The organism is Arenibacter nanhaiticus, assembly GCF_900141935.1.
In the GTDB taxonomy this organism is placed as follows: Bacteria; Bacteroidota; Bacteroidia; order Flavobacteriales; family Flavobacteriaceae; genus Arenibacter; species Arenibacter nanhaiticus.
The window spans coordinates 178,108-200,367 of sequence record NZ_FQYX01000004.1; the positions used below are offsets into that span (position 1 = coordinate 178,108).

Below are 22,260 nucleotides of genomic sequence, written 5' to 3' on the forward strand. Positions count from 1 at the left end.
TAACAGGTCTCTTTGTAGTATCTTTACGTTATAAATCGGATACCGATGCTAGTAAATACAAAGGCCATTGTTTTATCTGCCATAAAATATGGAGATACCAGCTTAATCGCTAAAATCTTTACCCAGACCGATGGGGTAAGATCGTATCTGTTAAAAGGGGTTTTATCGTCTAAAAGAGGAAAGTTGAAATCGGCCTATTTTCAACCATTGGTGCAATTGGAAATACAGGCCTTTCACAAAAACAAAGGCACTTTAAAAAGTATCAGGGAAGCCAAGGTTTCTTACCATTATCAAAGTATACACGCCAATGTTGCCAAAAATGCCTTGGCTTTTTTTTTGGCCGAAATGTTGAGCAATAGTATTGGCGAAGAAGAACCTAACGAGGTGTTGTTTAGTTTTATAGAACACGCCTTGCAATGGCTCGATACCCACGATGAAATGGCCAATTTTCATTTATATTTCTTACTGACACTTACCAAGTATCTGGGGTTTTATCCGGATACCCAAAATAGGGAATTTCCTTATTTTGATTTGTTGGAAGGCGAGTTTATAAAATCTCCCTCCCTAAACCCTAACCTTTCGGGCGAAAATATATTTTATTTTAACAGTCTATTGGGCACAGATTTTGATGGTTTAGCTGCTGTAAAAATGAAGAAATCTACACGGCAAGATTTGCTAAAAAACCTTGTGCATTATTTCGAGTTACACTTACAAGGATTTAGAAAGCCTAAATCGCTTGCTGTTTTAAATGAAGTTTTTGGTTAGTATGCAAAAGATTATTTTTATTGTTTTATTCCTAATATTTCAAGGACTTTCTGCGCAAAAAATCGTTGTTCTGGATGCCGAAGATGGGCAGCCCATTCCCAATGTAGTTCTTTATAATGTCGATAAGTCTATCACCGTTCTTTCGGGCCTTTCAGGAGAATGCGATCTTTCCGTATTCGGGGATCATGAACGAATAACCTTTAGGCATCTTAGTTACCAAACCACCAAAGCAAATAAAAATCATGTATTAAACCGAGGTAAAATATACTTGTTCCCCAGTATGGAACAGTTGGAAGAAGTGGTGATGTCTATTTCTAAATGGGAACAGCAACGGAAAGATATTCCACAAAAGATGGCCGTTATAGGAGCCAAGGCCATACAATTTACGGCACCCCAAACCTCGGCAGATCTATTGCAGCAAAGCGGGAAAGTCTTTGTGCAAAAAAGTCAACTCGGAGGAGGAAGCCCTATGATCCGAGGTTTTGCGACCAATAGATTATTGATTTCTGTAGATGGGGTTCGGATGAACAACGCTATCTTTAGAGGAGGAAACCTTCAGAATGTAATTTCTATAGATCCATTAACGGTAAAAAATACAGAGATTATCTTTGGTCCTGGGTCCGTGATCTACGGTTCCGATGCCATTGGTGGGGTGATGAATTTTTATACTCAAAGACCACAGTTCTCCAATACCGATAGCCTTTCATTTTCGGGAAGTAGCTATTATAGGTATGCTTCGGCGAATAATGAGGGTACCTATCATTTAGATGTGAATGTGGGGAAAAAGAAATGGGCCTTTTTGACCAGTGTGAGCTATAGCGATTTTGGCGATCTAACGATGGGGTCGCATGGACCAGATTCCTACCTGAGGAATCAGTACGTAATCAGGGAAAATGGCGAAGATAAATTAGTCCAAAATTCCAATGCTAAAAAACAGCGCAGTTCGGGTTACGATCAAATTAACCTGATGCAAAAAATTGCCTTTAAACCCAACAACAATTGGAATATAAACCTGAATACCTTTTATTCGGAAACTTCGGATTATGCTAGGTACGATAGATTGATAAGGCCTTCTAAGGACAATACAGGATTGCGTTCGGCAGAATGGTATTATGGACCCCAAAAGTGGTTTATGGGGAACCTTCAGTTGGTTCAAAACGGAAAGGGAAGCTTTTATGACGGATTAAAAATCACCACGGCCTATCAAAATTTTCAAGAGAGCAGAAACGATAGAGGGTTTCAAAAAGACATCCGCTTTTCTACCAAAGAAAACGTAGACGCCTATTCTGTCAATGTCGATTTCGAAAACAAAAGAATGGGTAGTCTTAGGCTGTACTACGGAACCGAATACGTTTTTAATAAGGTGGGTTCTACAGGAAGTGAGGAAGATATCACAACCGGTGCCACCATGGCTTCGGCCTCTAGATATCCGGACGGCGCCTCTTGGCAAACCTTGGCCGGTTATATTAGTGGGGAGCTAAAAACCAAGCCTAATTTTACGTTTTTATCGGGCCTGCGGTATAGCCACGTATGGGTCGATGCTACTTTTGACAAGACTTTCTACCCTTTTCCTTTCGATAATGCCACCCTTAGTACCGGAGCTTTGACGGGGAGCTTGGGTATTAGTTGGTTTCCTAAGACCGATCTGCAGATTACCTCCAATGCCTCTACCGGATTTAGGGCGCCTAATGTAGATGATATAGGAAAAATATTCGATTCCGAACCCGGAAAGGTAGTGGTGCCCAACCCAGATTTGGAACCAGAATATGCCTATAATTTTGAAGTGGGGGCACAGAAAAATTTTAATGATCGCGTAATGCTCAAGGCAACGACCTTTTACACCTATTTGGTCGATGCTTTGGTGCGCAGGGATTTCTACTTTAACGGGGAAAACCAAATTGAGTATAATGGGGAAATGAGTACGGTGCAGGCCATACAAAATGCCGCTAAATCGTATGTATACGGCTTCGAAATAGGCTTAGATGCCTTCCTGACCGAAAAACTATCCCTGGTTTCCAATCTTACCATCACTAAGGGAATAGAGGAAGAAACAGATGGTTCCGATTCTCCAGGACGTCATGTGGCACCTACTTTTGGCGATTTCCATGTGATATGGAAGAATCAAAAGTTGAAAACAGACCTCTTTCTCAATTTTAACGATAAAATTGCTCACGAAGACATGGCGGTTTCCGAACGGAGCAAGGGCTATATATATGCCTCGGATGCTGACGGAAACTCGTATACGCCTTCTTGGTATACCTTAAATTTTCGCTCGCAATACATGTTTTCACAGGCATTGACGGCTACTTTTAACCTAGAGAATATCACCGATCAAAGGTATCGTTCCTATTCTTCGGGGATTGTCGCGCCCGGTATCAATGTCGTCCTGGCCCTGGGGTATAAATTTTAAAAAACGAATTCCGCCTACAGGCCTAGTGGGGCGTTAAACCAATCGTTTCTGTAGAGTACAACGAGCCGTCTTTTAAGGGGGGCTTTTGGTGTTTTATACAAGGAAAAATCTCTGGAAGCGCTTACTGCACCATCCGCTCAAATTGTTGTGCAGTTAAGGTGTTACGGCGGGAAGATGGTATATTCCGATAGTTTTTAGCGGTATTATTTGGGCGTTCCCTCCTTCGTCGGGCGGGCTATTGGCTATATCCCTTGCGCTGCTGCGGGGATAACGCCGCTATCCCTAACGCTTCTCAGTGAACAATAAACAATTAGCAATTAACAATAAAAAAAGAGTTGTACGTCCCTGATAAACCTTGTCAGGGTTTAGATATTGATTTCATTATTAAAGATAAGGAGTTTTTCTTTTCTCTGTTTTCTTTTCTCTGTTTCTTATAGCTAATTGTAAATTGATTTGGCCCCTTACTGCAAATGCAGGTCCTTGCACTTACTGTTCGGTCCTTTTGTTCATTGAAACTGACCTTTTCGTTCCTTCTCTCACCCAGCACTCCAATACATATCTATACAGTCTTTGTTCTTTTTTCTCTTTTCTTTTGTCCAAATGGAAAATGGTCACTGTTTTCCGCGTTAGGGATTGCAGCGGCATCCTTTTTTAGCGGCAGCGCCGGCTAAAAAAGATACAGCGGAAAGCCCGCCCCGCAAGGGGAACGCCCAAAAAACGAGCATCGCTCAGGGAAGTATAGAAAACGAATTGAACACCGCTAAAGTAAAAGCCTACTTCTGTTTTGTTTAAAGAATAAGACAGAAAAACGATCGATGTATTGATTTGTAAATCAGTCGGATAGCAGGTGGATTGAAAATTTTAACATTTTTCAAGTAGGGAGAAGTAGTACTTGGTTGTTTCATATACAAACAAACAAATTAAATTATTATGAAGATTATGAAGAATTTATTTAAGATTTCAGGATTGGCGGGAATAGCTTTAATGGCAATGGTGTCATGTAGTAAAAATGACGATACGGCCATGGAAGGGGAATCGTATAATACTAGTTTTGAAGTAACCGATGCCCCCATAGATAATGCCGATGTAGAAGCTGTTTTTGTAACCATTGCGAATGTTACGGTAGACGGAAAGGCACTGGAAGGATTCAGTGCTACCACAGTTAACTTGGCCGCCTTGGTAAATGGTAAGACCGCAGCCTTGGGGAACTTGGATTTACAGGCAAGATCGTATTCGGATATTGTATTTGAATTGGATTTTGACAAAGACGTAAACGGTGATGCCCCTGGTTGTTACGTAGAAAAGGCAAACGGAGAGAAAGATGCCCTGGTGGCCGCTTCCAACAAAATTAAGATCACCGATTCTTTTGAAGTACTAGCGCAAGCTAAGAATGTGATCGTAATTGATTTTGACCTTAGAAAAACAATTAAAGAAGAGAAATCCGCCCTGTCGAGCGACTTTGATTTTGTGACCATGAGCGAGCTTTCTGCCGGAATTAGAACCGTAAATAAAGAAACTACCGGGAAAATTTCTGGTACTGCCAGCGATTCTCAAAACACTTCCGACAAAATTATCGTTTATGCTTACAAAAAAGGGACGTTCAATGCCGATGTAGAAACAAAAGGAAAAGGTGAAAGTGGAGTGACGTTTGCTAATGCGGTAACGAGTGCAGAGGTGAAAAAAGGAATAACTTCGTCTTACAGCTTAGATTTCTTGGAAGAAGGGGAGTACGAATTGATCTTTGCTTCTTACAAAGAAGAAGGTAATGGGTTTTCTTTTAACTCCTTATTAGAAGTTGAGTCGGCAACAGGATTAAAACTAGGACTTATCGATGTAAACTCTGCTCTTAATTTAACAGTTAACGTAAAGGTTACGGGAGCCGTACAATAATGGAAAACTTTTCCCCCTTACTTTTAAAAGGCTGCCTGAAAAGGCAGCTTTTTTTTTGCGTTTTTATAGCGCTCGAAGCCATTAAAAACTAAATGAAAGATGATGGCTCCTTTAAATTTATTAGTAGAAAAACTAGCGTATTAACAAAAGATTTTTTTAGCAGGGGTAAGATGCGTAGAAATTTGTTCGAATTTAGTAATTTTGCAAACTTAATTTGGACCATTACAACTAGTTAATATGAAGTTTGAAGAATATAAAGGATTAGATTTACCGAAAGTTGCGGAAAGCATTTTGGAGTATTGGAAGGAGAATCAAATATTTGAAAAAAGTGTAACTAGTAGGGAAGGAAAGGAGAGTTATGTTTTTTATGAGGGACCTCCATCGGCAAACGGATTGCCAGGAATCCATCATGTGATGGCTCGTACTATCAAGGATATTTTTCCGCGTTACAAAACCATGAAAGGTTTTCAGGTGAAACGTAAGGCCGGATGGGATACCCATGGACTACCGATAGAATTAGGAGTTGAAAAGGAATTGGGGATCACCAAGGAAGATATTGGGACCAAAATTTCTGTAGAAGATTACAATGCGGCCTGTAAAAAAGCGGTTATGCGCTATACGGACGTTTGGAACTCCATGACAGAAAAGGTGGGGTATTGGGTAGATATGGAAGATCCGTATATCACCTATAAATCCAAGTACATGGAATCTGTATGGTGGTTGCTAAAACAGATTTACGACAAAGGACTTATCTATAAAGGATATACCATACAACCATATTCCCCAAAAGCGGGAACTGGACTAAGTTCGCACGAGCTAAACCAGCCAGGAACCTATCAAGATGTCACCGATACTACTGTGGTGGCTCAGTTTAAGGTTAAAAAAGAAACCTTGGGCGATAATTTTAAAGGCATAGAAGGCGATATTTTCTTCTTGGCTTGGACGACCACGCCATGGACATTGCCATCGAATACTGCCTTGACCGTAGGTCCTAAGATTGATTACGTAGTGGTAAAAACCTTCAATCAATATACTTTTGAACCTATGCATGTGGTACTTGCCAACACTTTGGTAGGCAAGCAGTTTAGTGGTAAATTCTTTGCTGCTGAAAGTGAAGACGACTTTGCGAACTACAGTTCAAAAGACAAGAAAATCCCTTATCAGATCCTTGGAGAAGCCAAGGGAGCAGACCTAGTAGGGGTTCAATACGAACAGTTATTAGACTATACCCTACCATATCAGAATCCGGAAAATGCCTTTAGGGTCATTGCCGGCGATTTTGTAACTACTGAAGACGGAACGGGAATTGTGCATACCGCACCTACCTTTGGGGCAGATGATGCCTTGGTAGCGAAACAAGCAACACCAGAGGTGCCGCCGATGTTGGTGTTGGACGAAAATAACAACCCCGTGCCTTTGGTAGATTTACAAGGTAAATTCCGCCCCGAATTAAAGGAACTCGCAGGGAAATACGTAAAAAACGAATATTACAACGAAGGCGAAGCTCCAGAGAAATCTGTGGATGTAGAGATCGCCATTAAATTAAAGGAAGATAACAGGGCCTTTAAGGTAGAAAAGTATGTGCATAGCTACCCTAACTGCTGGCGTACAGATAAGCCTATATTGTATTATCCTTTAGATTCTTGGTTTATAAAAATCACCGATGTCAAGGACAATATGTTCCAACTGAACCAAACCATCAATTGGAAGCCCAAAGCTACGGGAGAAGGTAGGTTTGGTAACTGGTTGGCGAATGCCAATGATTGGAACCTTTCGCGATCTCGTTATTGGGGGATTCCATTGCCAATTTGGCGTACCGATGACGGTAGTGAACAACTCATCATTGGTTCGGTGGCCGAACTGAAACAGGAGATGGAAAAGGCCGTGGCGGCCGGAGTGCTCACAGAAGATATCTTTAAGGATTTCGTCGTGGGCGATATGTCCGAAGAGAATTACGATAAAATAGATTTACATAAAAATATAGTAGATCAGATTACCTTGGTATCCCCTTCGGGAAAACCGATGTCTCGCGAAAGCGATCTGATCGATGTGTGGTTCGATAGTGGCTCCATGCCTTATGCGCAATGGCATTACCCCTTCGAAAATAAAGAACTGATCGATGAAGGAAAGACCTTCCCGGCCGATTTTATTGCCGAGGGAGTAGACCAGACAAGAGGTTGGTTCTATACCCTGCACGCTATTGCTACTATGGTATTTGATTCGGTGGCCTATAAAAACGTAGTGTCTAACGGATTGGTGTTGGATAAAGAAGGCAAGAAAATGTCCAAACGTTTGGGCAACGCCGTCGATCCTTTCGAAACCATGGAAGAATACGGTCCGGATGCGACACGTTGGTACATGATTTCAAATGCCAACCCTTGGGACAATTTAAAGTTCGATGTAGAAGGTATTGCAGAGGTGAAGCGCAAGTTCTTTGGAACACTGTACAATACCTATTCTTTCTTTGCCATGTATGCCAATTTAGATAAGTTCGATTATTCGGAAGCTGATATTCCTTTATCGGAACGCCCAGAAATAGATCAGTGGATCTTATCTGAACTGCATTCCCTGATAAAAACGGTAGATGAGGCCTATGAAGAATACGAGCCCACAAGGGCTACTAGGGCTATTTCCAACTATGTGCAGGAAAACCTGAGCAACTGGTACGTGCGTTTAAGCAGAAGACGTTTTTGGAAAGGGGATTATCAATTCGATAAAATATCGGCCTACCAGACCTTGTATACGTGTTTGACTACGGTCGCTAAATTAGCTGCACCGGTAGCGCCATTTTTTATGGACAGATTATACAAAGATTTAACAAATACAACACATAAAGACTCTTTTGAAAGCGTACATTTATCAGACTTTCCAAAGTACGATCTGACCATGGTCAATAAAGACTTGGAAAGTAAAATGGCAAAGGCCCAGACCATTTCGTCCCTGGTCTTGTCTATTCGCCAAAAAGAAAAGATCAAGGTGCGTCAGCCGCTACAGAAGATTATGATTCCAGTGCTCGATAATAAGCAGAGACAGGAAATAGAAGCGGTGGCCAATCTGATTAAAACGGAAGTGAATGTTAAGGAAATAGAGCTCCTAGATGATGCTTCCGGGATCTTGGTAAAACAAATAAAACCTAACTTTAAGACCCTAGGGCCTAAGTTTGGGAAGGATATGAAGGTTATTGCTGCAGCGGTTTCTCAACTAAATCAGGAAGAAATCCAAAAAATTGAGCAGAATGGCGAAATAATCTTACAACTTGAAGATAAAAGTATTATTTTACAGCTCCAAGATGTAGAGATATCATCTCAGGATATTGAGGGTTGGTTAGTAGCAAGTTCAGGAGCCTTGACAGTGGCTTTGGATATTTCTATTACAGAGGACCTAAGAAATGAAGGTATTGCCAGGGAACTGGTCAATAGAATTCAGAATCTGAGAAAAGAATCGGGTTTTGAAGTGACTGATAAAATAGATATTAAATTATTGAAGGATGGTTTTGTCGAAGAGGCTGTTGTAAGTAATATGTCTTATATAAAAACGGAAACCTTAGCGGCTGAACTCAATTTTGAAGAAACTTTGGAGAAAGGAATTGAGGTTTCTTTCGACGAAATAAATACAAAGTTGTTCATAGTAAAACATTAACATTATGGCAGAAGATTTAAAAGTAAGGTATGCCGATAAGGATTTGAATGAATTCAGAGTTCTAATCGAAGAAAAAATTGTAAAAGCGAAAAGTCACTTGGAACTGCTTAAAAGTTCTTATATGAACGATGGTAATAACGGTACGGATGATACTTCTCCTACCTTTAAAGCTTTCGAAGAAGGTTCCGAAACCATGAGTAAGGAAGCAAATACCCAGTTGGCCATTCGTCAGGAAAAGTTTATTAGAGATTTAAAAAATGCTTTGTTGCGTATAGAAAACAAAACCTATGGCATTTGTCGTATCACAGGTAAGCTTATCAGTAAAGAACGACTAAAATTGGTGCCTCATGCAACATTGAGCATAGAAGCAAAGAATTTACAAGCTTAAAAATTTAAAAAAAAAAACGCCTCACAAGGCGTTTTTTTATGGAATGAAAAAACTGCTTACCTTCCTTATTGCGATGAGCTTGCCTGTTTTGTATGCTCAGAAAATGGTTCATAAAACTTTTCTGAACCCCCATATCACCAATATTCAGATCGATACCAAGGACTGCTTTAAGGTAGACTTGGCTACCATCAACGGATCTGAAATGTCCGTAGAGGGGGTCATGGAAGGGGAGTATATGAACAATGTTTTGGTTCAAGTGAAAGAAGAAGGGAACGCGCTATTGGTCAGCGCAGGCTTTCAGCCTAGTTTTTTAGATCCTAACGATAAACTAAGTGCCCATAAGGTTGTTTCCATAGCACTTAAAATTAGGGTGCCAGAACACCTCCAAGTCTTGGTCTACGGTACCAATGCCAATATCAATGTGAAAGGCCAGTATGCGGACTTAAAGGTTGTTTTAAACGACGGTAACTGTACCTTGTTCAATGTGGGGGAGAATACGGCCGTAACAACACAAAGTGGTGCTATTGTGCTAGGGGTAAAAAAAGGTCTCATAAAGGCAAATACCAAATATGGGGTAAAACAAACCGAAAATATTCCCAAGGGAGATGCACATTTTACCCTTAATTCCATTACCGGGAATATCAACATTCGGAAAATCGAATAATATGTCTATTTTTACCGAATCTATATTTTATTGAAAAGAATGAATTTAAAAAAATCCCTTCTATTAATTGCGCTGATTTTAATCGTAGATCAGGTAAGTAAAATCTATATAAAGACCCATTTTGTTCTTGGCGAATACGTAGATGTTTTTAATTGGTTTAAAATTCTTTTTATAGAAAATGAAGGGGCAGCTTGGGGGACTAAGCTAAGCGATATATTTCCCATAGCAGATTCCACAGGGAAGCTTGTTTTAACCATTTTTAGATTGTTTGCAATCGTGGGAATAGGTTACTGGTTGTTGGATACCATCAAGAAAAAATCGTCTACGACCTTAATTTTCGCCGTCTCATTAATCTTTGCTGGGGCATTGGGTAATATTATAGATTCTGTTTTTTACGGAATGATCTTTAATGATAGTTATGCCCAGGTAGCGACTTTGTTCTCATCAGAGCCGTATGGCAGCCTCTTTCATGGGAAGGTTGTAGATATGCTTTACTTTCCTATGGTAGACACCACCTGGCCAAATTGGATACCTGTTGTTGGAGGCAATACCTTTCGCTTTTTCGAACCTGTATTTAATATTGCCGATACTGCTATTAGTACCGGGGTAGGGATTCTTATTGTCTTTAATAAGAAAGCCTTTGGAGATAGTGTAGAAAAAGTTAAAACGAATAAATCCGCTGTGGAGTAACACAAAAATCCAAAGGAACATCCCCTGGATTGATATCCGATATTCTATCCTCGGCTTCAAAAAGAGATAGTCCGACCTTAATAACATTCGGTCGGCATTGCTGCAGTAGAATGTCGTAATACCCCTTGCCGTAGCCTACACGGTTTCCTTGTAGGTCAAATGCCAATAAGGGTAAAAACACCACGTCTATTTTAAGGGGAGGTACCTCAATACCGTCTTGGGGCTCCGGAACGTTCCAACTGTTCTTCTTAATGACCGTATTGTCGGTTAGTAAATAATTCAGTAAAGATTGGTTGTCGCTCATCTTGGGAAGAACAATGTTTTTGTCCTTTCCCTGTAAAATGGACATTACAAATTCCGTATCTACCTCTTTCTTTTCGGTGATGGATAGGAACAAATGGTAGTAGTCAAAATTCCAAATAGGTAAGGTGAGGAGTTGGTTGGCTAAGGCTATACTGGCCTCTGAAACTTCTTCGTGGCTGAGGCGCTCACGGCGTTGGCCATAGGTGGCACGCAATTCTTTTTTTAACATAACTATTGAGCAAACGGGCTGTATAGCGAATATACTAAGAACCGCTAAAGAATGCTACTTTTTAGTTGCTATAGTGTAGTAAATCTTGAAGAAGACCATCAATACTAAATAGGCTCCCAAAGTAATTAAATATTTGTCCATCTTATATTTCTAATAATCAGGTAAATATAAAAAAACAACTGATTTATTCCGTAAAAGGCATGGTTTTATCGACAAAATACACCTTCATTTAACAAGATTTAAGATTCTATTGATCTATTTAACAGCTTGTTAGTTTAATTATTAGCAGGTTGTGAAGGTTTGTGAAAGTTGGTTTTTATTGGGAGGATCGCTGAAAAAAAAAATTAAAACACAAAAACTTCTTAAATTTATACCTTCCGGAAGCTGATGTAATATATGCGTGAAAGGATGGAATTATAATAATATTAAGAGGGTGCAAACTTCAATAATAGCTTTTATATCCTTATTTTGTGATCATGAAGATCTTCCTAAAAAAAGAGCGGGTTTTTTGTAGGATTAAATAAAAACGCACTAATTTAAGTAAGGCGATTAAAAAAAAGATTTATACCAAGTACATGACTCAAATACCCATAGAAGTTCAATTAAGTTCGTTGCCAAAGAATCCGGGGGTGTATCAGTTCTATGATGCGGAGGGTAAAATTTTATATGTTGGAAAGGCAAAGAATTTAAAAAAGAGGGTGTCTTCTTATTTCAGTAAGAACCATGAGTCTGGTAAAACTCGGGTATTGGTAAAAAAAATACGGAGTATCCAGCATATTGTAGTGCCTACGGAGTCCGATGCCTTATTGTTAGAGAACAACCTCATAAAAAAGTATCGGCCTAGGTATAATGTGCTGTTAAAAGACGATAAAACATATCCTTGGATCTGTATAAAAAAGGAAAGGTTTCCACGGGTTTTTGCTACAAGAAGGCTTGTAAAGGACGGGTCGGAATATTTTGGGCCCTATACTAGTATGAAGACCTTACATACCCTATTAGACCTTATAAAAAGTGTATATCCTTTAAGGACCTGTAACTACGACCTGTCTAAGGAAAAAATAGACCACGGCAAGTACAAGGTGTGTTTAGAGTATCATTTGGGGAATTGCAAAGGGCCTTGTGAAGATTATCAGTCAGAGGAAGAATACAACCGACAAATTCAAGAAATACGCGAAATTGTAAAAGGCGACTTTAAGGCATCCTTACATTATTTTAGAGGGCAAATGACTTCTTTGGCCCAAGAAATGAAATTTGAAGAAGCTCAAAAAATAAAAGAGAAAATAGAGGTTTTAGAAAACTATCAAGTAAAAACGACCATAGTAAATCCTAAAATCAATAATGTAGACGTGTTTAGCATCATTTCGGACGAGGAATATGCCTATGTTAATTTCTTGCAACTATCCCATGGGTCTATTATCCGTTCCCATACCATGGAAATAAAAAAGAAATTGGAGGAAACGGAAGAAGAATTATTACAATTGGCAATTGTAGAGATAAGGCAAAGGTTTCAATCCCTTTCCAGAGAACTTTATCTGCCTTTTCCAGTAAGCTTACCGCCCGAACTTAAAGTGACTGTGCCAAAATTAGGCGACAAGAAAAAAATATTGGAACTTTCTGAACGAAACGCCAAGTATTTTAGGCAAGACCGATTTAAGCAGATTAAGATAATTGATCCAGACCGGCATACCAATAGAGTCATGGCGCAATTGAAAAGCGATCTTCGGTTGTCTCAGGAGCCAAGGCATATAGAGTGTTTTGACAACTCTAACATACAAGGTGCCTTCCCTGTGGCCGCCTGTGTCGTTTTTAAGGACGGGAAGCCCTCTAAAAAAGACTACCGCCATTTTAATATTAAATCGGTTGTGGGGCCAGATGATTTTGCTTCCATGGAAGAAGTGGTGTACAGGCGCTATGATCGTTTGTTGAGAGAGGGGAAAGACCTGCCGCAACTAATTGTCATCGATGGGGGGAAGGGACAGCTTTCCTCGGCCGTAAAAAGTCTGGACGACTTAGGGCTTAGAGGAAAAATAGCCATTATCGGGATTGCGAAACGGTTGGAAGAAATATATTTCCCCGAAGATTCTATTCCCCTCTACTTGGATAAAAAGTCCGAATCCTTAAAAATAATCCAGCAGCTTAGAAATGAAGCCCATAGGTTTGGGATAAGCTTCCATCGGGATAAAAGAAGCAAGGCCGCCATAAATTCGGAATTGGAAAGTATCGATGGGATAGGGGAAAAAACCGTCGAAGATTTATTAAAATATTTTAAGTCCGTTAAACGGATCAAGGAAGCCTCTTTGGAGAATTTAATAAGCATTGTAGGCAGGTCAAAAGCAAAGAAAATTTATGAATCGTTTCATTAAAGCCTTATCTTAACTCTATGCAAAAATCACTGGTAGTACTATGTCTGTTTCTTTTTTCTCAATTTTTCCAAGGACAGGTGCCTAATGAAATTCAGGATCTTAAAGTGGGACTTGTTTTAAGTGGCGGAGGTGCCAAGGGCTTGGCACATATAGGGGTCTTAAAAGTGATAGAAGAAGCCGGGGTAAGGATCGATTATATCGGTGGTACTAGTATGGGGGCCATCATAGGAGCGCTCTATGCCTCGGGATATTCTGCAGCGGCCTTGGATTCTATTTTTAGCACTACCGATTTTAATAATTTGATCCAGGATAACTTGCCGAGAAGTGCCAAAACCTTCTATGAAAAGGAAGATTCCGAAAGATATGCCCTGACCTTGCCGTTTAACGGGTTTAAAGTGTCTATTCCTCAGGCTATTTCCGGAGGACAAAGCGTTTATAATGAATTTGTAAGGCTGTTGTACCACGTTAAGGATACCAAGGATTTTAGCAAATTGAAAATTCCGTTTTTCTGTATGGCTACCGATGTAGAAACCGGGGAAGAAGTGCTTTTAGATAAAGGGTACCTGCCCGAAGCTATTTTGGCCAGTGGGACCTTTCCTTCCCTTTTTAAACCTGTAGAAATAGACGGAAGAGTGTTGGTCGACGGGGGCGTAGTCAATAACTACCCCATCCAAGAAGTACGCAATATGGGGGCCGATATCATTATTGGGGTCGATGTGCAACACGGCCTGTCCGATAGGGAAGCCTTGCAGACAGCCACGGAAATCCTATTGCAGATTAACAACTATAGGACCGTTAGGGATATGGATATAAAATCTAAGGAAACCGATATCTATATTACCCCTGATATCAAGAATTTTTCCGTGATAGATTTTGGCTTTGGAAATACCATTATAAAAAATGGCGAGGAGGCTGCCAGGTCAAAACTTCTGGAATTACAGAGAATTGGGGGTAGGGCACTCAATAAGCCCGATACTTTTAGGCCGGCACAAATATCGGATAGTATCTTGGTTAATGAGATCATGATTGAAGGAAACAACAATTATTCCAGTGCGTATATCAAAGGGAAATTAAGGTTCAATACAGACGAAAAAATAACCTTTGCCAAATTAGAACGCGGTATTAATAATTTATCTGCTACGGGAAACTTTAATGCCATAAAATACGAATTGCTTTCCAATGGCAATGGGGTGGGGCTATTTTTAAAACTAAAAGAAAATATGGATAAAATGTCCATCCGCCTTGGAGTACATTATGACGATTTATACAAAAGTTCAGGTCTTATTAACCTGACAAAAAAGAATTTTCTAAGAGATGATGATGTGGCTTCGTTCGATTTTATTATAGGCGACAATCTTAGATATTATCTGGAATATTATGTTGACCGTGGTTTTTATTGGAGTTTTGGAGTGAACTCTAGGTTTAACGATTTTAGTAGGGAGATAGATTTTTCTTTGATAGAGTCTAATTTCGAAGTCGAGAATAATGCCAATATCCGTAAAATAAATTTAGGGGTCACCGACTTTACAAACCAAATATACCTACAAACAGTGTTGGAAGAGGAATTTTCCTTTATTATGGGGTTAGAGCATAAATGGTTGCAATACAGCACTAGAACCTTAGGTTCTGCTGGGGGTACAAATGATGGTCCCCCTCCGGCTGCATCTAAGACTTATTTTGAAAAGAGTAATTTTTTCAGCACTTACGGCAAACTGACCTTTGATACGTATGATGATATCTATTTCCCAAAGAAGGGACTTTACTTTGATGGGGATTTTCATTATTATATATTGTCTTCAGATTTTAATGATAATTTTAAGGATTTCTCCATCGGAAGCGCTAAAATGGGTTGGGCATTTTCTGCCGCTAAAAACCTATACCTGAAGTTAGAAGCCGAAGGTGGATTTAAATGGGGTATTTCCCCGGTGACCTCCCTCGATTTTGTAATGGGGGGATACGGCACTAATTTGATCAATAATTTTGTGCCTTTTTACGGCTACGATTTTTTGAGCCTTGTTGGGAATAGTTATGTAAAGGCAACTGCTAGGCTAGATTATGAATTTGTGCCCAAAAACCATTTGGTGTTAGCGGCTAATGTTGCAAATATAGACGATGACCTTTTTAGGACAGCAGATTGGTTTAAAGCCCCAAAATATACGGGCTATGCCATAGGGTATGGATTTCAGTCTTTTCTAGGCCCCATGCAAGTACTGTACTCTTACTCTCCAGAAAACAAGGACAATAATTTCTATTTCAGCATTGGATATTGGTTCTAAGCGTGCCTAGCGTATTTTGGGTACATAGGAAGTAGAAACGATTGAAAAACAACAGGATAGGTGTAAATATTCGGGATATTTGCTATATTGCTATAGAATAGTGTTCCTAATGAGGTATGCTGCTTAGGTAAGACGGGTTCTTTTGATGTTAAGGGGTGATACTGACGATTTTCCCTTGGCGAAAATTAAGAAAGCTTAATGGGCGGAGGGAAGTAAACAATAAATATTATGCTGCGATTAAGAATAGATATTACGGCCCACCTTAGGGCAATGTGGTAAGTATAGAGTATGAAAGAACAGCGCTTTTTAAACTATGGAAAGCTTCTGATATACCGTTTATTCAATATACATTATCTAATAATTTCAAAATTGTAACATCATGGCAACAGTAGATAAATCTTCTTTAAAATTACCAATAGAAAATCCGGAAGCCCAAGACTTCCTTCCTTTATTGGGGACCGATTACATAGAGTTGTATGTAGGGAATGCGAAACAGTCGGCGTATTACTATATGGCTGCATGGGGTTTTCGGCCATTGGCCTATGCCGGCTTGGAGACGGGGCAAAAGGACAAGGTGTCTTATGTGCTGCAGCAAGATAAAATAAGGCTGGTGCTTAGTTCTCCCCTACAATCTGGAGGAGAAATCAACAAACATATAGATGCTCATGGCGATGGCGTTAAAGTAGTGGCCTTATGGGTAGACAATGCTACAAAAAGCCATAAAGAAACCACCACTAGGGGGGCAAAAAGTTATTTTGAGCCCAAAACCCTAGAAGATCAGCATGGGAAAGTAGTGCTTTCCGGTATTCATACCTATGGGGAAACAGTCCATGTGTTTGTTGAAAGAGGAGATTATAAAGGGGTATTTATGCCCGGGTTTAGAAAATGGGATCCGTTTTATAAACCGGCGGAAGTTGGATTAAAATACATTGATCATATCGTAGGAAACGTAGGGTGGAACGAAATGAACAAATGGTGCCAATTCTATGCCAAGGTAATGGGGTTTGCACAATTGGTGTCCTTTGATGACAAGGATATTTCTACCGAATATACGGCTCTTATGAGCAAGGTAATGAGCAATGGCAATGGACGTATTAAATTCCCCATCAATGAACCCGCAGAGGGAAGAAAAAAGTCGCAAATAGAAGAGTATATAGATTTTTATAATGGGGCAGGGGTACAGCATATGGCCTTGGCAACAGATAATATCATAGAAACGGTAACGGCCCTTAAAAACAGGGGCGTAGAGTTTTTAACGGTGCCTGCCAGCTATTACGAAGATGTTTTAGATCGTGTAGGGCAAATAGATGAGGATTTGGAGCCCTTAAGAGAACTGGGGATTTTAATAGATAGGGACGATGAAGGGTATTTGCTTCAAATTTTTACAAAACCGATATTGGATAGGCCTACTATGTTTATAGAAATTATTCAAAGGAAAGGTGCAAAATCTTTTGGGAAGGGAAATTTTAAAGCACTCTTTGAAGCTATAGAAAGAGAGCAAGAGGCGCGAGGAACCTTATAGATATATAAATTTTATGCTTTCTCAAGCACTTTTTATGCCTTAGCTATAAAATACTGTTAATAGAACCGTTAAACTACGTTAAATTTTATTTCAAAACAAATTCTTGTCTTAAATTTGTCCTCGTAAGGGGTGGTTCCCTTACAACTTTAAGTATTGGTTTTTCATAATTTAAAGTTTGGTTGGTTATTTAGGAAAAGCCCAGTTGTAAAACTGGGCTTTTTTTTTAAGAGTACTTTGGAATAAATTTTGTTAGATATTTATAAATAAAAACGTAGTTTAATCGTTTTTAGTAGTTTTACAAAATCAGAGAAAGTATGAAAAAGATTAGCATTCTACTTATTTTAATTCTTGGGATTTCTATCAACGCCCAAATGTATCGTTCTAACCAAGGAAATAAGCTCGAAGGTGTTGAAAAGAAAGAAAAAAAATCTGCTTTTAAACCTGGGGAATGGCTCAAATTTCGCTTGCACTACGGATTTTTGAATGCTAGCTATGCAACACTTCAGGTAAAATCGACAAATATAAATGGCATTCCCGTATATCATGTGGTTGGAAATGGGAAAACCGTTGGTCTGGCAAGTTTGTTTTTTAAGGTCGATGATACCTATGAAAGCTATTTTGGCAAAGAGGACGGAAGACCCTATAGGTTTGTCCGTAAAATCGACGAAGGTGGCTATACCAAGGATATCGAAATAAATTTTGATTACAAAAACGATGTAGCCGTCCTAAACGATAAGAAAAAGGATAAAAAGATTAATTTTGCCATCCAAGAAAGTATTCAAGACTTGGTGTCTGCCTTTTATTTTCTGCGAAATAATTTTGAAGCCGAAGACTTGGTCGAAGGGAAGTCCATTAATTTGGATCTTTTATATGACGATGACGGAGTGTTTCAGTTTAAACTCAAATATTTAGGCAAGGAAGTATTGAGAACCAAATACGGCAAAGTCGAATGTTTAAAATTCAGACCTTATGTTCAGTCCGGTCGTGTGTTTAAAGAACAAGAAAGCTTAACCTTATGGGTTTCCAACGACGACAATAAAATACCGGTCAGAATCAAGGCCGATCTGGCCGTAGGATCTATTAAAGCCGATTTGGATGGTTATAATGGCCTAAAGCATCAATTTAAAATAATAATGGATTAAACAATGGATAAGGAGCATATTGATTCCCAGATTTCAAAACTAGAGGAAAAATATAAAGATTCTGGGCAAGACCTAAGCTCTTATTTGGACGGCCTTCTGTATCAACGGTATCTTACCTATTGGGATTATATCAGTTTGGATACCTTGTTGAGTATACAAGTACCAAGGACACATTTCCCGGACGAGGAGATTTTTATAATGTACCATCAAATTACCGAACTGTACTTTAAACTCATCCTTCACGAGCAAAAACAACTTGTAGACGACAAATCTCAAGACGTCGACTTTTTTATAGAAAAGGCCAATAGGATCAACAGTTATTACAAAGTGCTGATTTCTTCTTTTAGTATCATGATCAAAGGCATGCAACGAGAGCAGTTCATGCAGTTTAGGATGGCCTTGTTGCCGGCCAGTGGTTTTCAATCTGCCCAGTACAGAATGATAGAGATTTATGCTACCCCTATGGAAAACCTGATCCACCATGCGGAAAGGGAGCGGTTCTCTAGCCAAAATTCTATAGAGGAATTGTACGAAAGTATTTACTGGAAAAAAGGGGCCACCGATGTGGTAACAGGAGAAAAAACCCTTACCCTAAAGCAATTCGAGTACCGCTATACACCACGATTGATAAGGATTGCCAAAGAAGTGAAGCACAGTACGGTATATCAAAAATACCAGCAGTTGCCAGAAGCTGCCAGAAACAATAAAGAGCTAATTGAGGCGTTAAAATCCCTAGATATTAATGCCAATGTAAATTGGCCATTAATGCATATGGGGTCGGCATATCGTTATTTGACCAAAGAAAATACTGCCATAGACGCTACAGGGGGTACCAATTGGAAAGAATACTTGCCGCCAGGATTCCAGAAAGTGGTGTTTTTTCCGGAGTTATTTTCAAAAGAGGAGTTAAATAATTGGGGGAAGCAATGGGTAGATCATATCTTTAACCCAGATAAAATAAAATAGTAGAATGCATAAATATTGGGGACTAGCGCTAGGTTTGGTTTTTTTGGTTTCTTGCAAGGACCAAAAGCAGGCAGGAGATGAATTATCGGAAGTCGTAACCATTAAAAAACCGGTAGAAACAAGACAGTTCGGTTTTTTGATGAACGATTTTGAGGTGGTGCAGGATACCATTAGGGATGGGGATAGCTTTGGGGCTATTATGCTTAGGAATAAGATAGACTATCCTAAAATTGCCATGATCGCCGAGACCTATAAAGATACTTTTGACGTTCGAAGAATTGTAAAGGGAAAACCTTATGTGATATTAAAATCGAAGGATAGCACCAATGCTACCGAAGTTTTTATTTATCAGAGCGACCCTATAAATTATACCGTAATTGATTTTAGGGGCGATGTGGTGGCCTATAATAAAAAACAAAAGGTAAAATATGTGACGCGTGAGGCCTCGGGGGTAATTAATTCCTCCTTGTCCGAAGCAATTTTGCAACAGGGGATTGATTATAATATTACCAACAGCCTATCGGAAATTTATGCTTGGAGCATTGACTTTTTTAGACTTCAAAAAGGCGATAAATTTAAAGTAATCTACAAAGAAAAATATATTAACGACACCATCTATGCCGGTGCTGGGAGTATTGAAGCTGCTTATTTTGAACATAATGGAGAACCCTTCTACGCCTTTAATTACGTAACGGATTCTGTTAGGAATATCAGAGAGTACTATGACCATGAGGCCAAGAATTTAAGACGGGCATTTTTAAGGTCTCCAGTACAGTTTAGCAGAATTTCTTCGCGTTACAACTTAAACAGAAGAATAGCATTTTACGGGAATAAGGTACGACCCCACAAGGGAACAGATTACGCTGCCCCTATAGGGACACCTATTTTGGCAACGGCCAACGGTACGGTAGTAGAATCTACCAGACGAGGCGGTAACGGAAAATACGTTAAAATTAAACACAACGGTACCTATAGTACCCAATACCTTCATATGAAGGCTCAAAATGTAAAAAAAGGCCAATACGTCAAACAAGGCGATGTTATTGGGTGGATAGGAATGACCGGAAATACCAGTGGTCCGCATGTATGCTACCGTTTTTGGAAAAATGGCCGCCAAGTAGATCCCCTACGTGAAAAATTGCCTACGGCAGACCCTATCGCAGATAGTTTAAAGAAACAGTATCTAGCGCATATTTCCCCTTTAAAGAATCAGTTAGACTGTATAGAATATATAGAAGAACCTAGTGAAGAATTGTTAACCCTTAATGAATAGAATGGCTTTACAGCATACAAATCCTACAACAACAAAAGCTTGGGGAAAGTTAACCCGGCACCTAGCAGATACGAAAGCAAACACCTTAAAAGAATTATTTAGGGAAGACCCGAAAAGGGCCCAAAAACACACTATTAGCTGGAACGATTTTTTAGTCGATTTCTCTAAAAATAGATTGACGCAAGAGACCTTGGATCTCTTGATGGAATTGGCCAATGAGGTAGGGTTGAAAGATGCCATTGAAAAGCAATACGGTGGTGAGACAATCAACCAAACCGAAGATAGAGCTGTTTTGCATACCGCCTTAAGAGCAAAAAAAACGGATGTTGTAACCCTTGATGGAGTTAATATAGTTTCTGAAGTATACGAAGTAAAAGCGCACATAAAGGCCTTTACCGACGCTATTATTTCTGGCGAGAAAAAAGGGTATACCGGCAAGACCTTTACCGATGTCGTTAATATCGGAATAGGAGGATCGGACCTTGGGCCAGCGATGGTTACCGAAGCGCTTAAGTTTTACGGGAATCACTTAAAAATGCATTTCGTAAGCAATGTAGACGGAGACCATGTATACGAAACTCTAAAGGGCTTAAATCCTGAGACTACTTTATTTGTAGTGGTTTCCAAAACCTTTACAACACAAGAAACCCTAAGCAATGCTACAACCATTAAAAATTGGTTTTTAAAGCATGCCGAGCAAGAAGATGTTGCTAAACATTTTGCCGCGGTTTCTACCAACACCGAAAAAATAGCGGAATTCGGAATTTCTGCTGATAACGTTTTCCCAATGTGGGATTGGGTTGGAGGCCGATTTTCATTGTGGAGTGCCGTTGGACTTTCTATTGCCTTGGCAGTAGGCTACGACCACTTCGATGCGATGTTGGAAGGAGCTAATGACATGGATGTGCATTTTAAAACGGCAGATTTTCAGGAGAATATCCCAGTGGTTTTAGCCATGATCAGTATTTGGTACAATAACTTTTATGGCGCCGAAACGGAAGCAATTATCCCTTATACACAGTACTTAAGCCGATTCTCGGCCTATTTACAGCAGGGTATCATGGAGAGCAACGGTAAAAGTGTCGACAGAAATGGAGAACGGGTAACCTATGAAACCGGAACAATTATCTGGGGAGAACCAGGGACCAACTCCCAACACGCCTTTTTCCAACTTATCCATCAAGGGACCAAATTAATTCCGGCCGATTTTATCGGATTTAAAACCCCTTTACACGGCGATAACGATCACCATAACAAACTTATGGCCAACTTCTTTGCACAAACAGAGGCACTTATGAACGGTAAGACATCCGATCAGGTGAATGATGAGTTAGTGCAAACGAATATGTCAGAAGAAGCCAGGAAGCTATTGTTGCCGTTCAAAGTTTTTGAAGGAAATAAGCCTACGAACACCCTTTTGATTGATAAACTTACGCCAAAAAGTCTTGGTTCACTTATAGCCTTGTACGAGCACAAAATATTCGTCCAAGGAATTGTTTGGAACATCTTTAGCTATGACCAATGGGGAGTAGAGCTTGGTAAGCAACTGGCTACAACGGTATTGAATGATATTGAAGGACAAGAAATAGCAGATCATGATGGATCTACCCTGAACCTTCTTGAGACTTTTAAGAACGAGCAGGTAATTTCATAAATTATAACAATAAGTATAACTTATTGTAATTCATTTTATTGGTTTATTTTTTTTGTTAATTTAGCGGCAGCTAATTTAACATTATG

15 protein-coding genes are annotated in these 22,260 nt (G+C 39.5%); 14 read left to right on the forward strand and 1 reads right to left on the reverse strand.

Translation table 11 applies throughout. The features are described from left to right. Positions 1-45 precede the first annotated feature (45 nt). From recO to BUA16_RS04190, 7 genes are all read left to right on the forward strand, one after another. On the forward strand, positions 46-765 hold the full coding sequence (recO, locus tag BUA16_RS04160) for a DNA repair protein RecO (RefSeq protein ID WP_072763381.1): 720 nt from the start codon (positions 46-48) through the stop codon (positions 763-765). Beyond that, complete coding sequence (locus BUA16_RS04165) at positions 749-3,175, forward strand: TonB-dependent receptor plug domain-containing protein (protein WP_245795516.1); 2,427 nt, start codon at positions 749-751, stop codon at positions 3,173-3,175. The genes recO and BUA16_RS04165 overlap by 17 nt, the downstream gene beginning before the upstream one ends. A gap of 939 nt (positions 3,176-4,114) precedes the next feature. Continuing rightward, positions 4,115-5,065, forward strand: a complete 951-nt coding sequence (locus tag BUA16_RS04170) for a DUF4382 domain-containing protein (RefSeq protein ID WP_072763435.1) — start codon at positions 4,115-4,117, stop codon at positions 5,063-5,065. 237 nt (positions 5,066-5,302) lie between these two features. Then, positions 5,303-8,704 carry an isoleucine--tRNA ligase gene (gene ileS / locus BUA16_RS04175; protein WP_072763382.1) on the forward strand — a complete coding sequence of 1,134 codons (3,402 nt, stop codon included), beginning with the start codon at positions 5,303-5,305 and terminating at the stop codon, positions 8,702-8,704. 4 nt (positions 8,705-8,708) lie between these two features. Beyond that, a complete protein-coding gene (locus BUA16_RS04180; protein ID WP_072763383.1) occupies positions 8,709-9,092 on the forward strand; it encodes a TraR/DksA family transcriptional regulator in 384 nt (127 codons plus the stop codon). Positions 9,093-9,135: 43 nt separating this feature from the next. Then, positions 9,136-9,756 carry a hypothetical protein gene (locus BUA16_RS04185; protein WP_072763384.1) on the forward strand — a complete coding sequence of 207 codons (621 nt, stop codon included), beginning with the start codon at positions 9,136-9,138 and terminating at the stop codon, positions 9,754-9,756. A gap of 39 nt (positions 9,757-9,795) precedes the next feature. Continuing rightward, on the forward strand, positions 9,796-10,446 hold the full coding sequence (locus BUA16_RS04190) for a lipoprotein signal peptidase (RefSeq protein WP_072763385.1): 651 nt from the start codon (positions 9,796-9,798) through the stop codon (positions 10,444-10,446). Here BUA16_RS04190 and BUA16_RS04195 read toward each other — a convergent pair. Beyond that, entirely contained in the window at positions 10,418-10,978 is a 561-nt protein-coding gene (locus BUA16_RS04195) for a 5-formyltetrahydrofolate cyclo-ligase (protein WP_072763386.1), read from the reverse strand. The two genes, BUA16_RS04190 and BUA16_RS04195, sit on opposite strands and share 29 nt — an antisense overlap. A 575-nt stretch (positions 10,979-11,553) precedes the next feature. Between BUA16_RS04195 and uvrC the strand changes: the two genes are divergently transcribed. The 7 genes from uvrC to pgi all read left to right on the forward strand — a co-directional run bounded on the left by uvrC (position 11,554) and on the right by pgi (position 22,174). After that, positions 11,554-13,341 carry an excinuclease ABC subunit UvrC gene (gene uvrC / locus BUA16_RS04200; RefSeq protein WP_072763387.1) on the forward strand — a complete coding sequence of 596 codons (1,788 nt, stop codon included), beginning with the start codon at positions 11,554-11,556 and terminating at the stop codon, positions 13,339-13,341. Between the two features lie 17 nt (positions 13,342-13,358). Continuing rightward, positions 13,359-15,617, forward strand: a complete 2,259-nt coding sequence (locus BUA16_RS04205; RefSeq protein WP_072763388.1) for a patatin-like phospholipase family protein — start codon at positions 13,359-13,361, stop codon at positions 15,615-15,617. 379 nt (positions 15,618-15,996) lie between these two features. After that, a complete protein-coding gene (gene hppD, locus BUA16_RS04210; protein WP_072763389.1) occupies positions 15,997-17,139 on the forward strand; it encodes a 4-hydroxyphenylpyruvate dioxygenase in 1,143 nt (380 codons plus the stop codon). Positions 17,140-17,453: 314 nt separating this feature from the next. Further along, positions 17,454-18,281, forward strand: coding sequence for a DUF3108 domain-containing protein (locus BUA16_RS04215; protein ID WP_084668431.1), 828 nt, complete (start codon positions 17,454-17,456; stop codon positions 18,279-18,281). A gap of 3 nt (positions 18,282-18,284) precedes the next feature. Beyond that, positions 18,285-19,247 carry a tryptophan 2,3-dioxygenase family protein gene (locus BUA16_RS04220; RefSeq protein WP_072763390.1) on the forward strand — a complete coding sequence of 321 codons (963 nt, stop codon included), beginning with the start codon at positions 18,285-18,287 and terminating at the stop codon, positions 19,245-19,247. 4 nt (positions 19,248-19,251) lie between these two features. Next, entirely contained in the window at positions 19,252-20,520 is a 1,269-nt protein-coding gene (locus tag BUA16_RS04225) for a peptidoglycan DD-metalloendopeptidase family protein (protein WP_072763391.1), read from the forward strand. 1 nt (position 20,521) lies between these two features. After that, positions 20,522-22,174, forward strand: coding sequence for a glucose-6-phosphate isomerase (pgi, locus tag BUA16_RS04230; protein ID WP_072763437.1), 1,653 nt, complete (start codon positions 20,522-20,524; stop codon positions 22,172-22,174). Positions 22,175-22,260 lie beyond the last annotated feature (86 nt).

Excerpts from the sequence above, each read along its gene's own strand:
- ileS (WP_072763382.1), top strand. The coding sequence starts at position 5,303 with ATGAAGTTTGAAGAATATAAAGGATTAGATTTACCGAAAGTTGCGGAA.
- BUA16_RS04170 (WP_072763435.1), top strand. The coding sequence starts at position 4,115 with ATGAAGAATTTATTTAAGATTTCAGGATTGGCGGGAATAGCTTTAATG.
- hppD (WP_072763389.1), top strand. The coding sequence starts at position 15,997 with ATGGCAACAGTAGATAAATCTTCTTTAAAATTACCAATAGAAAATCCG.
- uvrC (WP_072763387.1), top strand. The coding sequence starts at position 11,554 with ATGACTCAAATACCCATAGAAGTTCAATTAAGTTCGTTGCCAAAGAAT.
- BUA16_RS04220 (WP_072763390.1), top strand. The coding sequence starts at position 18,285 with ATGGATAAGGAGCATATTGATTCCCAGATTTCAAAACTAGAGGAAAAA.
- pgi (WP_072763437.1), top strand. The coding sequence starts at position 20,522 with ATGGCTTTACAGCATACAAATCCTACAACAACAAAAGCTTGGGGAAAG.
- BUA16_RS04205 (WP_072763388.1), top strand. The coding sequence starts at position 13,359 with ATGCAAAAATCACTGGTAGTACTATGTCTGTTTCTTTTTTCTCAATTT.
- BUA16_RS04215 (WP_084668431.1), top strand. The coding sequence starts at position 17,454 with ATGAAAAAGATTAGCATTCTACTTATTTTAATTCTTGGGATTTCTATC.
- BUA16_RS04225 (WP_072763391.1), top strand. The coding sequence starts at position 19,252 with ATGCATAAATATTGGGGACTAGCGCTAGGTTTGGTTTTTTTGGTTTCT.
- BUA16_RS04195 (WP_072763386.1), bottom strand. The coding sequence starts at position 10,978 with ATGTTAAAAAAAGAATTGCGTGCCACCTATGGCCAACGCCGTGAGCGC.
- BUA16_RS04165 (WP_245795516.1), top strand. The coding sequence starts at position 749 with ATGAAGTTTTTGGTTAGTATGCAAAAGATTATTTTTATTGTTTTATTC.
- BUA16_RS04185 (WP_072763384.1), top strand. The coding sequence starts at position 9,136 with ATGAAAAAACTGCTTACCTTCCTTATTGCGATGAGCTTGCCTGTTTTG.
- BUA16_RS04190 (WP_072763385.1), top strand. The coding sequence starts at position 9,796 with ATGAATTTAAAAAAATCCCTTCTATTAATTGCGCTGATTTTAATCGTA.
- recO (WP_072763381.1), top strand. The coding sequence starts at position 46 with ATGCTAGTAAATACAAAGGCCATTGTTTTATCTGCCATAAAATATGGA.
- BUA16_RS04180 (WP_072763383.1), top strand. The coding sequence starts at position 8,709 with ATGGCAGAAGATTTAAAAGTAAGGTATGCCGATAAGGATTTGAATGAA.